This is a genomic window from Verrucosispora sioxanthis (assembly GCF_010560025.1).
In the GTDB taxonomy this organism is placed as follows: domain Bacteria; phylum Actinomycetota; class Actinomycetes; order Mycobacteriales; family Micromonosporaceae; genus Micromonospora; species Micromonospora palythoicola.
The window spans coordinates 441396-453797 of the sequence record NZ_SAIY01000003.1; the positions used below are offsets into that span (position 1 = coordinate 441396).

A 12402-nucleotide genomic window follows, 5' to 3' on the forward strand; every position below is an offset into this window, starting at 1 on the left:
CGCTATCCCTTCACGGAACCCTGGAGCAGGGCCTTGATGAACTGTCGCTGGAAGATCAGGAACACGATGAGGGTAGGCGTGAGGATGAGCAACGAGCCAGCGCACAGCAGCACCAGATCGGTTCCCCACTGCCCCTGGAAGGCACCGAGAGCGCCGGCCATGGTCCGCTTCGTCGCATCGTCGACGAGCACGATGGCGAGCAGGAACTGGTTCCAGGTCCACAGGAACAACAGGATGGTCAGCGAGGCGATGGCCGGTCGGGCCAGCGGCACATGGACCCGCCAGAACAGCTGCCAGGTGTTGCTGCCGTCCACCCGCGCCGCCTCGGACAGCTCGCGGGGCACGTTGATGAAGTGGGCACGCATCCAGAAGACCGCGAACGGCATGTAGAGACCGATCAACGGCAGGATGATCGCCCAGCGGGTGTTGAGCAGACCGAGATCCCGCATCTGGTAGTACAGCGGGGTGACCACCGCCTCGAAGGGCAGGGTCAGGCCGAGCAGCAGCAGTCCGAAGGCGAGGTGACCGCCGGGGACCCGCAGGTGGCCGAGGCCGAACCCGGCCATGGTCGCGATGAGTACGCCGACCGGCACCACCCCGGCCACGATCAGCGCGCTCGACTTCAGCAGCGCGCCCATGTTGGCGGCGGTGAAGGCGTCGGCGAAGTTGCCCCACTGCGGGTCGCTGGGCCAGGCCAGGCCGGTTGGTACGGTGCCGCGCGGTTGCAGCGCCGCCGACAGCATGCTCAAAAACGGCAGCAGGGTGACCACGACCAGCGCGATCAGGAAGATGCGTCCGGTCAGCCGCTCGCTGCGGGTGGTCAGGTTCATCACTTCTCTCCCCTGGTCAGCCGCTGGATCGGCAGTACGCACACCAGCACCAGCGCCATCAGCACCACCGCGAGGGCCGAGGCGAGGCCGACCTGACGCTGGGAGAAGGCGAGCCGATAGATCTCCAGGCCGGGCACGGTGGTCTGGATTCCGGGGCCACCGCTGGTGGAGATGTAGACGATGTCGAAGCTGGCCAGCGCCGCGATGATGGTCACGGTCAGGCAGATACCGATCTCCTGGCGCAGGCTGGGCAGGGTGACCGCGAAGAACTCCCGCACCGGGCCGGCGCCGTCGATGCGGGCGGCCTCGTAGAGCGACGGATCGATCTTGCTCATTCCGGTGATCAGCAGGATCGTGCAGAGACCGAGCATGACCCAGGTGCCGATGACGCCCACCGCCGGCAGCGCGGTGTCGAAGTCGCCGAGCCAGGCCCGGGTGACGCCGTCCAGCCCGACGGCCCGCAACGCCTGGTTGACCAGTCCGTTGCTGGAGAGCACCCAGCTCCAGGCGATGCCGGCCGCGACGAGCGGGATCACCTGGGGCAGGAACAGCACGGTGCGGACCATGGTGCCGGCCGGGCCGGTGGTGATCCGCCGGACCAGGCTGGCCACCAGCAGGCCGAGCAGGACCGGGATGAAGCTGAAGAAGATGATCAGGATGAACGCGTTCGAGATGATCTTCAACAGGTCGCGGTCGGTGAAGACCGTGAGGTAGTTGTCCAGCCCCGCCCAGCGGGCCGCACCGATGCCGTTCCAGTCGTACAGCGAGTACTGCATGGTCAGCACGAGCGGACGCAGCACGAAGACGCCGTACATGATCAGGGCGGGCAGAACCCAGAGCCACCCGGACCACCGGACCGTGCGGCCCCACCGCTTCCGGTGGGGCCGCACGGGTGCCCGGGTGTCCCCCCGGCCGGGTCGGGACGCGGTGTCCGACCCGGCCGGGGCGCTGCCGAGGGCAGACGTCATCGGGACAGTTCCTTCTCGTACTCGGCCTGGACCGCCTTGACGTACCCCTCCGGGGTCTGCTGGCCGGCGATCAACTTCTGCATCTCGGGGGTGATGGCGGCGGCGAAGATGCCGCCGGTGGCGTTCGCGGTGAAGTCGACCGCGCCGTTGTCCGCGCCGAGCTGCTGGGACGCCTTGAGCGTCTCGGCGAGCACAGTGCCCTCCGACACCGGCGGCAGGGCGAGGTCGGCCGGGCCGCCCGGGTGCGAGCCGCCGACGTTGACCGAGATCTCACGGGCCTTGTCGTTGGTGTGCACCCAGTTGAGGAAGAAGGCCGCCGCGTCGGGGTTCTTGGCCTTGGCGCCGACGCCGAACGTGTTCGGCGCGGACATCGCGACCCGCTTGGCGTCGGCGGTCTCACCCGGGAAGAGGAAGAAGCCGACCTCGCCGGCCATGTTCTTGTCCAGGTTGCCCGACTCCCAGTCGCCGTTGAACATGAACAGGCCGTTGCCCTTCTGGAACTCGCCCATCATGGCCGTGTAGTCGATGGCGTTGGCGTCCTTCGGGAAGTAGCCGGCCTCGGCCCACTTCTGGATGGTCTGGGTGGCCTTGAGCGCCGCCGGCGTGTCGAAGGTGGCGCCCGGCTTCTGGAAGATCCAGTCGGCGATGGCGGTCGGGTCGCCGTACTGGTTCTGCAGGGCCTGGTGCGGGAAGTTGATGCCGGCGGTGTTCTTGTTGAACTGCATGATCGGCAGCAGGTTGGCCGTCTTCGCCTTGGCCAGCAGCTGCTCGAACTCGGCGATGGTGGCCGGCGGCTGGGTCATGCCGACCTGCTCGGCCTGCTTCTTGTTGTAGAAGACGCCGGTCACGCTGTAGCCCAGGCCCATGCCGTACAGCGAGCCGCTGCCGCGTACCGCGCCGCCGTCGGACAGGCGCAGCTGGACGAGCTGGGAGGCGGGGAACCTGTCCCAGCCGTACGCGTCGAAGTACGGGTCCAGGTTCTTCAGCAGCCCGTCCTTGACCAGGTCGACCATGGTGGGCAGCCGGATGATGTCGGGCGCGTTGTCCGAGGCGAGCACCCGGGGCGCGTTCTCCGTGATGACGGTGAACTGGTCCTCGCGGACGTTGAACGTGACGTTCGGGTGCTGCTTGGTGAACTCGTCGGCGAGGGCCTTGGCCAGCGGGAAGCCGGTCTCGGCGTACATTTCCAGGGTGATCGGGTCGGTACCCAGCTCGGTGCTCACCGGGGCGTCGGAGTCCCCCGTGGGGGTCTCCTCGGAACCCGGTGCGCTACAGGCGCTGATGGCCAGGCTGGCGCCCAGTAGCGGCACCAGCAGTGCCAACCGGCGTCGGGTGAACCTTGTCGAGAACTCCGGCACCTCATGCTCCTTGACTCAATCCGCGCGCCGGACCGGTCGACGGCCGTCCGTGGCGCCCGCCACAAGCCCGGCCCACCGGCCACCACGTGTCGCAACGTCGCGTGCCTGACCCGGCTCGCGGCCCGCGGTACCCAATATGACGTCGGAAGACGCGAAGGCGTCCACCGCAGAGGTGAAACCACGTCGCTAAACTGATTTAGCAGAGCATGCGCGCGTCGCCGGGGAGTGTCAAGGACGAGTTCGCAACGGTCTGGAAACAGATGGTTCACCAGCCGCCCGGCCGGGCTGGACCACACCGCCGGTGACCACGTGAGCGACTCGACCCGTCATGATGGGACGACGGCGGCGTCGGGACGGACCGCCGTGATCGGAGGACGCAATGGGTCGGGAGAGAGCGACACTGGCCGACGTGGCGCGACGGGCCGGCCTGTCCAAGACCGCCGCGTCGATGGTGCTGAACGGCCGCGAGGGCACCCGGCTCTCCGCCGAGGCGCACCAGCGGGTCTTCGCGGCCGCCGAGGAACTCGGCTACCGACCCAACGTGGCCGCCCGCAGCCTGCGGACCCGCAAGACCGCCACCATCGCGTTCGTCTCCGACATCGTCGCCACCACCCGCTTCGCCGGTGGCCTCATCCGCGGCGCGCTGGACGCCGCCCGCGAGCGCGACCACGTCCTGCTGATCACCGAGACGCAGGGCGACGCGACGTTCGAGCGGTACGCCATCGAGGCCATCCTCGACCGCCAGGTCGACGGCGTGATCTACGCGGCCATGGCGACCCGCCGCCTGGCGGTGCCGCCGGCCATCCTCGGCGGCTCGGTCGTGCTGCTCAACGCGACCAGTCCGGAGTCGTTGCCCTGCGTGCTCCCCGACGACGAGGGAGCCGGCGCGATGGTCGCCGAGACGCTGCTCGCCAACGGCCACCGGGACCGGATCGCCCTGATCGGCCGTAACCGGCAGAAGGAACGCGACCCGGAGATATCGCTGGCCGCCGACGCTCGACTGCGCGGCATCCGGGACACGCTCGCCGCCGCCGGTGTCTCGCTGCTCGCCGAGGGCTTCTGCCCGGAGTGGCTGCCGGAACACGGCTACACCGCCATGCGTACGCTGCTGGAGCGCCCGACCCGGCCCAGCGCGGTGATCTGCATGAACGACCGGCTCGCCTTCGGCGCGTACCAGGCCCTCGGCGAGGCCGGCCTGACCATTCCGGGCGACCTTTCGGTGATCTCCTTCGACGACGACCCGATCGCCGCGTGGCTACGGCCGGGGCTGTCCACCGCGGCGTTGCCGCACGAACAGATGGGCCGCCGCGCGGTGGAGGTGTTGCTCGACGGCGGTGACGCTGCCGCGTCGTTCGTCCCGATGCCGCTGCGGCGGCGGCGGTCCGTGGCCGCGCCCGCCGACTGACCCGCGCCACCTGTGGCCGCACCTGGCCACACCCGCCGTAGTCGCTAAACCGATTCACTGGTACGTTTCCGGCCATGCTTCGACTGCCCGACCACTGGGTGTGGGACAGCTGGTACGCCCAGGACGACAACGGCCGCTGGCACGCGTTCTTCCTGCGCGCCTCCCGGGCCCTGCTCGACCCGCACCGCCGTCACCGGCGCGCCTCGATCGGCCACGCGGTCTCCACCGACCTGCGCTCCTGGCAGCTGGGCGCCGACGCCCTCGTCCCCGCCGACGCGCCCGCCTGGGACGACCTGGCGACCTGGACCGGCTGCACGGTGCGCGGCCCGGACCAGCGGTGGTACCTGTTCTACACCGGGGTCGGCCGAGCCGAGGACGGGCTGGTCCAGCGCATCGGCCTGGCCGTCTCCGACGACCTGGTCACCTGGCACCGGCACGGCGACGCGCCGCTGCTCGAAGCCGATCCGACCTGGTACGAACTGCTCGACCGCGACATGTGGTACGAGCAGGCCTGGCGCGACCCGTGGGTCTTTCCGGACCCCGACGGCGACGGCTGGCACATGCTGGTGACCGCCCGCGCCAACCGGGGACCGGCCGACGCGCGCGGCGTCGTCGGTCACGCGACCTCCCCCGACCTGGTCAACTGGACGGTCCGGCCGCCGTTGTCCACGCCGGCCGGCTTCGGTCACCTGGAGGTGCCGCAGGTCGCCGTCGTCGACGGACAGCCGCTGCTGCTGTTCTGCACCAACGCCTTCGCCGCCGGCCGGGAAGCCGAGTCGCGGCTCTGGGTCGCCACCGGGCCCACCGTGCGCGGGCCCTGGGACATCGCCGCCGCCCGGCCGGTCGCCCAACCGCACCTGTACGCGCCCCGCCTGGTCCCCGACGGCGACGGCTGGTCCCTCATCGGCTTCGTCGAGCACGCCGACGGCGAGTTCGTCGGGGAACTCAGCGATCCCGTTCCGGTCCGCTACGACCCCACCGGCGGCCTGGTCGCCCGGCAGCCGGCAGCCGTCGGTAGGTGAGGTGCCGGCCGCCAGCGCTGAGCCAGGGGGCCGGTCAGGAACCTGGCGTGCCGCCCACAACTCCTGTTCCGGCCCGCTGGCCACCCCGCCGATGTGAGGATGAGCGCGTACGGCTCGGCCGGGCCGGTACCGCTCGATCCGACCCGACAGGTGGTGGGCATGTCCCAGGACGACGAGATTCGTCCCTTCCGTCTCGACACGCCGGAAGATGCGCTCACGGACCTGCGTCGTCGGATCACGGCCACCCGCTGGCCCACCCGGGAACTGGTCGCCGACCGCTCGCAGGGCGTGCAACTGGCGACGGTCCAGGAGTTGGCCCGCTACTGGACCACCGAGTACGACTGGCGCGCGTGCGAGGCCAGGTTGAACGCCCTGCCGCAGTACACCACCGAGATCGACGGCGTGCCGATTCACTTCGTCCACGTCCGGTCGCCGCACGAGGGCGCGCTACCGCTGATCATGACGCACGGCTGGCCCGGCTCGGTCGTCGAACTGCTCGGGGTGGTCGGCCCGCTCACCGACCCGACGGCGCACGGCGGACGGGCCGAGGACGCCTTCCACCTGGTGCTGCCGTCGCTGCCCGGCTACGGCTTCTCCGGCGAGCCGACCGAGCTCGGGTGGGACTCCAACCGGATCGCACAGGCCTGGGCACAGTTGATGGACCGCCTCGGGTACTCGCGCTATGTGGCACAGGGCGGCGACGTGGGCGCCTCCGTGACGGACGCGATGGGCCGTCAGGGACCCGGCGGGCTGGCCGGCATCCACGTCAACCTGCTCGCCGCCGCGATCGGTCTCAAGGATCAACTGCCGTCGGAGTCCGCGCCGGAACGCGCGGCCCACGACGCGCTGACCACGTTCACCACTGACGGTTTCGGCTACTTCCTGGAACAGTCCACCCGTCCGCAGACCATCGGCTACTCGCTGCTCGACTCACCGGTCGGGCTGGCGGCGTGGATGCTGGACCACGACACGGACAGCTACTACAAGATCTCCCGCGCGTTCGTCGACGGCGAACCGGTCGGTGGTCTCACCCGGGACACCGTCGTCGACAACATCACGCTGTACTGGCTGACCGGCACCGGCGCCTCGTCCGCCCGGTGGTACTGGGAGTTCGGGCGCTTCCAGGCGGCAGCCGACGCGGCCGGCCAGCCGCCGCCACCGGTCGCGGTCCCGGTCGGCTTCACGGCGTTCCCCGGCGAGATCTGGGCTGCCCCACGTAGCTGGGTCGAGGCCGTCTACCCCGGCGTCGCGTACTTCAACGAGGTCGACCGTGGCGGCCACTTCGCGGCCTGGGAGGAACCGGAACTCTTCGCCGCCGAGGTGCGGGCCGCGTTCCGGCCGCTGCGGCAACCCTGAACCGCCGTACGCCGGAATCACGCCGACCGCATGGCGCGCACGGCCTCCTTGGCGAACAGGCACGCGGCCCGGTGGTCGGGGTCGACCTCGGCCAACACCGGATCGGTTTCAGCACACTCCGGACGCGCCTGCGGGCAGCGGGTGCGGAACCGGCAGCCGCCCGGCGGGTCCACCGGGCTCGGGATGTCACCGCTGAGGATGATCCGGCGGCGTTCCCGCTCGACCTGCGGGTCGGCCACCGGCACCGCGGACAGCAGCGCGGCAGTGTACGGGTGGGCCGGGTCGCGCCAGATCTGCGCCGGGGTGCCGCTCTCCACGATCCGCCCCAGGTACATCACCGCCATCCGGTCGCTCATGTGCTCCACGGCGGCCAGGTCGTGGGCGATGAACAGGTAGGTCAGCCCCAGGTCCCGTTGCAGCCGGCGGAGCAGGTTCATGATCTGCGCCTGCACGCTCAGGTCGAGTGACGCGATCGGCTCGTCGAGCACGATCAGGTCCGGTTCGCCGGCCAGGGCACGGGCGATGCCGACCCGCTGCCGTTGCCCACCGGAGAGTTCGTGGGGATGCCGGTCGGCCAGCTCGCCGCGCAACCCCACCATGTCGAGCAGCTCGCCGACCCGGCGGCGGCGGGCGGCACCGCCGTCGGTGAGCCGGTGCACGATCAACGGCTCGGCGATGCTCGCCCCGATGGTGAGCCGGGGATCGAGGGACGCCTGCGGGTCCTGGAACACCATCGCCACCCGGCGACGCAGCGCCCGCAGCCGTCGCCGGGACCAGCGGGTGACGTCCTCGCCGCCCACCCGCACCGTGCCGGAGGTGGGATCCACCAGCCGGAGCAGGGCCAGCCCGGTGGTGGACTTGCCGCTGCCGGACTCGCCGACCAGCCCCAGCGTCTCCCCCCGCCGTACCCGCAGGGACACGCCGTCGACGGCCCGCACCACTCCGGCCGGCGTCGGAAACCACACCGCCAGATCGTCGAGTTCGGCCACCACCTCGCCCGGTTCCCGCTGCTTCGGCACCGCAGCGTGAGCCGTGCCGTCGGCCGGCACGACCGCGCCGAGCTGACGATCCGCTCGCTGCCGCTCGCTCATCGGCGCTCCCCGTCGGTCGGCTGCGGGTAGAAGGTGCGGACCTGGTGCCCGGCCGAGACCGGCACCAACGGCGGCAGCTCGTGCTCGCAGCGGGCGTCACCCCGCACCGGGCAGCGGGGCCAGAACGCGCAGCCCGCCGGCAGATCCAGCGGGCTGGGCGGCGCACCGGCGATGGTGACCAGTTCCGCTCCGCCGGCCGCCGGGTCCGGACGGGCGGCCAGCAGAGCCTCGGTGTACGGGTGCGACGGCGTGCCGAACACGGCGTCGACCGGCCCCTGTTCGAGGATCCGGCCGGCGTACATGACCGCCACGGTGTCGGCGATGCCGGCGACCACACCCAGGTCGTGGGTGATCCAGACGACCGCGGTGCCGAGCCGCCGTTGCAGGTCGGCGACCAGCTCGACGATCTGGGCCTGGGTGGTGACGTCCAGGGCCGTGGTCGGCTCGTCGGCGATCAGCAGGTCCGGCTCGCAGGCCAACGCCATGGCGATCACCACCCGCTGCCGCATGCCGCCGGAGAACTGGTGCGGGTACGCGTCCACCCGCTGCCCCGCCGACGGGATGCCGACCATCTCCAGCAGTTCGACGGCGCGGGACCGGGCGGCCCGCCGGGTCAGTCCGAGGTGTTCCTCGGCGGCCTCGGTGACCTGCCGGCCGACGGTGAGCACCGGGTTGAGCGAGGTCATCGGATCCTGGAAGACGAACCCGATGTGCCGCCCACGCAGCCGCCGACGGCGATCCTGGCCCAGCCCGGTCAGCTCCGTGCCGAGCAGGTGCACCCGCCCGGTCACCCGCGCGGTGCGGGGCGCCAGCCCGGTGGCGGCGAGCACGCTCATGCTCTTGCCGCTGCCGGACTCGCCGACCAGCGCCAGGGTCTCCCCGGGCTGCACCGCCCAGTCGACACCGGCGACGGCGTGCGCCGGCCCACGCCGGGTGCCGATGGTGACGGTGAGGTCCTCGACGGCCAGTACCGGCTTCATGCGGTGCTCCTCCGGGCTTCGCTGACGGTGAGCTGGCGGGGATCCAGCACGTCCCGCAGCGCGTCACCGACCAGGTTGAACGCCAGGACGGTGAGGAAGATCGCCGCACCGGGGAAGAAGCCCAGCCACCAGGCGTCGGTGACGAACCCGCGCCCGTCGAACAGCATCCGGCCCCAGGCCGGATCGGGTGGCTGGACGCCGAGGCCGAGGAAGGACAGCGCCGCCTCGGACAGAATCGCGAAGGCCAGCGAGAGGGACGTCTGCACGATCAGCGGTGCCGCGATGTTCGGCAGCACGTGCCGCCGCATGATCCGCAGGTCGGACGCGCCGACCGAGACCGCGGCCCGGACGAAGACCTGCTCCCGCACCGAGAGCACACCGGCCCGGGTCACCCGGGCGAAGATCGGCGTGTAGACCACCCCGATCGCCACCATCGCGGTGACCAGTCCCGGACCGAGCACCGCCACGATCGCCACCGCCAGCAGCAGCACCGGGAACGCGAACAGCACGTCCATGCAGCGCATCAGCACGTTGTCGAGCCAGCCACGGTAGTAACCGGCGAACAACCCGAGGGTCACCCCCACCACCAGCGCGATGCCGACGCTGACCAGGCCGACCTGCAACGACACCCGGGCGGCGACCATCACCCGGCTGAGCACGTCGCGACCCAGCTCGTCGGTGCCGAACGGGTGTGCCCAGCTCGGCGGCTGGAGCATCTGGTCGACGTTCACCTCGTTGATCCCCGACGGCGCCAGCCAGGAGCCGCCGACCCCCACCACGACCAGCACCGCCAGCACCAGGCTGCCGGTCAGCGCCAGCGGATCGCGCCGCAGCGCGACGAGCGCCCGGCGCAACTGTCCCTCGCGGTTGACCGTCCGCTCGCTCATTTGACCGTGATCCTCGGGTCGAGACGGGCATAGAGGATGTCGACCAGCAGGTTGACCAGGAGGAACAGCGCCGCCACCAGCAGCACCGCCCCTTGCAGCACCGGATAGTCGCGGGCCGCGACGGCGTCGTAGGTGAGCCGCCCGATGCCGGGCCAGGCGAACAGCACCTCGATCACGATCACCCCGCCGAGCAGGCTGGCCAACTGCACCGCCACCACGGTCACCACCGGGATGAGGGCGTTGCGCAGCACGTGCCGCAACACCACCACCCGGGTACGCAGACCCTTCGCCTCGGCGGTGCGCACGTAGTCCTCGGAGAGCACCTCCAGCATCGACGAGCGGATGAACCGGGTGAGGATCGAGGCGGTGACCAGGCCGACCGTGGCGGCGGGCAGCGCCACGTGGGACGCCCAGCGCCCCGGATCCTCGGTGAGCGCGACGTACCCCGACGGCGGCAGCCAGCCCAGCACCCCGGAGAAGAGCAGGATGCCCATGATCCCCATCCAGAAGTCCGGCACCGAGACACCGAACTGGCTGAACACCCGGGCCGCGTGGTCGACGAGCGAGCCGCTGCGGATCGCCGAGACGATCCCCAGCGGAAAGGCGATCGCCATCGCGAACACCACCGCGGTGACCGCCAGCGACAGGGTCGCCGGCAGCCGCTCCAGCACGATCGCGGTGACCGGCCGTCCACTGCGGAAGCTGACCCCGAGGTCGCCGGTCAGCGCCCGCCGCAGGTAGTCGAAATACTGCACCACGAGCGGCTGGTCCAGCCCCGCCCGGGCCCGCAGCGCCTCGTACGTCTGCGGGTCGAAGCGGGTGCCGAGGGCGACCCGGACGGGGTCACCCGGCACCAGTTGGAGCAGCAGGAACACCACGAGGGTCACGCCGAGCAGCACGACGGCCGACTGCAACAGCCGACGGATGACGAAGCGGGCCACCTGAGGTCCCCCGCCGGGTCACCGGGCGAGGGCCACGTCGCGGAACCGGATCGCCCGGTCCGTGCGTACCTCGTAGCCGCTGACCTGCTTGGACCAGCCCTGGGCGACGTCGGGGTTGTAGAGGTAGATGTAGCTGGCGTCGTCCACGATCTGCTTGGCCACCTGGTCGTACTGCTGTTTGCGGGCGGCCTGGTCGGTCTCCGTCCGGGCCTGATCGAGCAGCCGGTCCACGTTCGGGTTGGCGTACTTGTGGAAGTTGAACGTGCCGTCGCTGTGGTGCTGGGCGTAGTAGAACTCGTCGGGGTCGATGTTGCCCAGCCAGCCCAGCATGAACGAGTCGAACTTGCCGGCGCCCTGCTCGTCGAGCCACTGCGCGAAGTCCAGCGTGCGAATCTCCACAGTGATCCCGACGGCCTCCAACTGCGAGGCGATGACCTGGGCCGCGGTGACCGTCTCCGGGTACTCGCTGGTCACCATGAGGTCCATGGTCAGCCCACTCACCCCGGCCTGGTCGAGCAGTTGCTTGGCCTGGTTCACGTCGTGGGTGTACGGCGCGTACTCGTAGTAGAAGGCGCTGTTCTGCGGGATCGCCGTCTGGTTGACCGTGGCCAGCCCGAACTTGGCGGCCTTGGTGATCGCCTCGCGGTCGAGCGCGAAGGCGATGGCCCGGCGGACGTTGACGTCGTCGTACGGCTTGCGCGCCTGGTTGAGCGCGAGGTACCAGTAGTCGGTCGAGGGCACCGACTGCACCGTCGGGTCGTCCCCGTCGAGCAGCGCCGGCACCTGCTGCGGTGGCAGGTTGTCGGTCCAGTGCACCTCACCGCCGCGCAGGTTCTGCAGGGCGACGGTGGGGTCGCTGACGAAGGTGAACCGGACGCCGTCCAGCTTCGGCTTCTCGCCCCAGTAGTTGTCGTTGCGGACCAGTCGGATGCTGTCGCCGGAGCTGTAGTTCTCCACGGCGAACGGGCCACTGCCGACCGGCTTGGTGGTGATCTCACCAGACTCCACGTTGGCCTTCTGGACGATCGCCACGCCCTTGAAGCCACCGAGGTTGGCCAGTAGGTTCGGAGTCGGCGCGTTGAGGGTCACCACCACGGTCTTCGGGTCGGTGGCCTCGATCGACTTCACGGTGCCGAACTTGTAGGCGTTGTTCAGCTTCTCGTCGATGATCCGGTTGTAGGAGTAGACGACGTCCTCAGCGGTCAACGGCGTACCGTCGGAGAACTTGACGCCTTCGCGGAGGGTGAACGTCCAGGTCAGCTGATCCTCGCTGGTGGTCCACTCGGTGGCCAGGGCAGGCTTCATCTCCAGGTTCGCGTCCGGCTCGACGAGCGTGTCGAAGACGTTTTCCAGCACCTGGAAGCTGTAGTAGGCGGAGGTCTTGTGCGGGTCGAGCTGGTCGGGCTCGCCGCCGATCGCGGCGTTGAGCACGCCGCCGGCGCCCGCCGTGTCGTTGCCGTCGACGTCGACGCCCTCGCCCCCACTGCATCCCGCCACGGCGGCGAGCAGCAGGGCGATCGTCGCGCCGGCCAACCTGAATCTGGTCCTGGACATGGTCCTCCCC

The 12402-nt window shown here is 70.5% G+C and carries 11 protein-coding genes; 3 read left to right on the top strand and 8 right to left on the bottom strand.

Annotation, left to right across the window (positions count from 1 at the left end):
• Nucleotides 1–2: 2 nt before the first annotated feature.
• From ENC19_RS11280 to ENC19_RS11290, 3 genes are read right to left on the bottom strand one after another with little or no spacing between them, the layout of a single operon-like run.
• Nucleotides 3–830, bottom strand: a complete 828-nt coding sequence (locus ENC19_RS11280; RefSeq protein WP_164447122.1) for a carbohydrate ABC transporter permease — start codon at nt 828–830, stop codon at nt 3–5.
• Nucleotides 830–1798, bottom strand: a complete 969-nt coding sequence (locus tag ENC19_RS11285; protein WP_164447123.1) for a carbohydrate ABC transporter permease — start codon at nt 1796–1798, stop codon at nt 830–832. The genes ENC19_RS11280 and ENC19_RS11285 overlap by 1 nt, the downstream gene beginning before the upstream one ends.
• A complete protein-coding gene (locus ENC19_RS11290) occupies nt 1795–3156 on the bottom strand; it encodes an ABC transporter substrate-binding protein (RefSeq protein ID WP_164447124.1) in 1362 nt (453 codons plus the stop codon). Before ENC19_RS11290 ends, ENC19_RS11285 begins: the two co-directional genes overlap by 4 nt.
• A 379-nt stretch (nt 3157–3535) precedes the next feature.
• On the opposite strand from ENC19_RS11290, the gene ENC19_RS11295 reads away from it, so the two are divergent.
• From ENC19_RS11295 to ENC19_RS11305, 3 genes are all read left to right on the top strand, one after another.
• Nucleotides 3536–4561 (top strand): LacI family DNA-binding transcriptional regulator, encoded by a 1026-nt coding sequence (locus tag ENC19_RS11295; protein WP_164447125.1) that lies wholly within the window; start codon nt 3536–3538, stop codon nt 4559–4561.
• A 74-nt stretch (nt 4562–4635) separates the two neighbouring features.
• A complete protein-coding gene (locus ENC19_RS11300) occupies nt 4636–5583 on the top strand; it encodes a glycoside hydrolase family protein (RefSeq protein ID WP_164447126.1) in 948 nt (315 codons plus the stop codon).
• Between the two features lie 159 nt (nt 5584–5742).
• Nucleotides 5743–6939, top strand: coding sequence for an epoxide hydrolase family protein (locus ENC19_RS11305; RefSeq protein WP_208020886.1), 1197 nt, complete (start codon nt 5743–5745; stop codon nt 6937–6939).
• Nucleotides 6940–6956: 17 nt separating this feature from the next.
• Here ENC19_RS11305 and ENC19_RS11310 read toward each other — a convergent pair whose 3' ends face one another.
• The 5 genes from ENC19_RS11310 to ENC19_RS11330 are packed head-to-tail and all read right to left on the bottom strand — an operon-like array spanning nt 6957 to nt 12392.
• A complete protein-coding gene (locus ENC19_RS11310) occupies nt 6957–8030 on the bottom strand; it encodes an ABC transporter ATP-binding protein (RefSeq protein ID WP_164447128.1) in 1074 nt (357 codons plus the stop codon).
• Nucleotides 8027–9010, bottom strand: a complete 984-nt coding sequence (locus ENC19_RS11315; RefSeq protein ID WP_164447129.1) for an ABC transporter ATP-binding protein — start codon at nt 9008–9010, stop codon at nt 8027–8029. Before ENC19_RS11315 ends, ENC19_RS11310 begins: the two co-directional genes overlap by 4 nt.
• Complete coding sequence (locus ENC19_RS11320) at nt 9007–9897, bottom strand: ABC transporter permease (protein WP_164447130.1); 891 nt, start codon at nt 9895–9897, stop codon at nt 9007–9009. The genes ENC19_RS11315 and ENC19_RS11320 overlap by 4 nt, the downstream gene beginning before the upstream one ends.
• On the bottom strand, nt 9894–10838 hold the full coding sequence (locus ENC19_RS11325) for an ABC transporter permease (protein ID WP_164447131.1): 945 nt from the start codon (nt 10836–10838) through the stop codon (nt 9894–9896). Before ENC19_RS11325 ends, ENC19_RS11320 begins: the two co-directional genes overlap by 4 nt.
• 18 nt (nt 10839–10856) lie before the next feature.
• Complete coding sequence (locus ENC19_RS11330; RefSeq protein WP_164447132.1) at nt 10857–12392, bottom strand: ABC transporter substrate-binding protein; 1536 nt, start codon at nt 12390–12392, stop codon at nt 10857–10859.
• Nucleotides 12393–12402 lie beyond the last annotated feature (10 nt).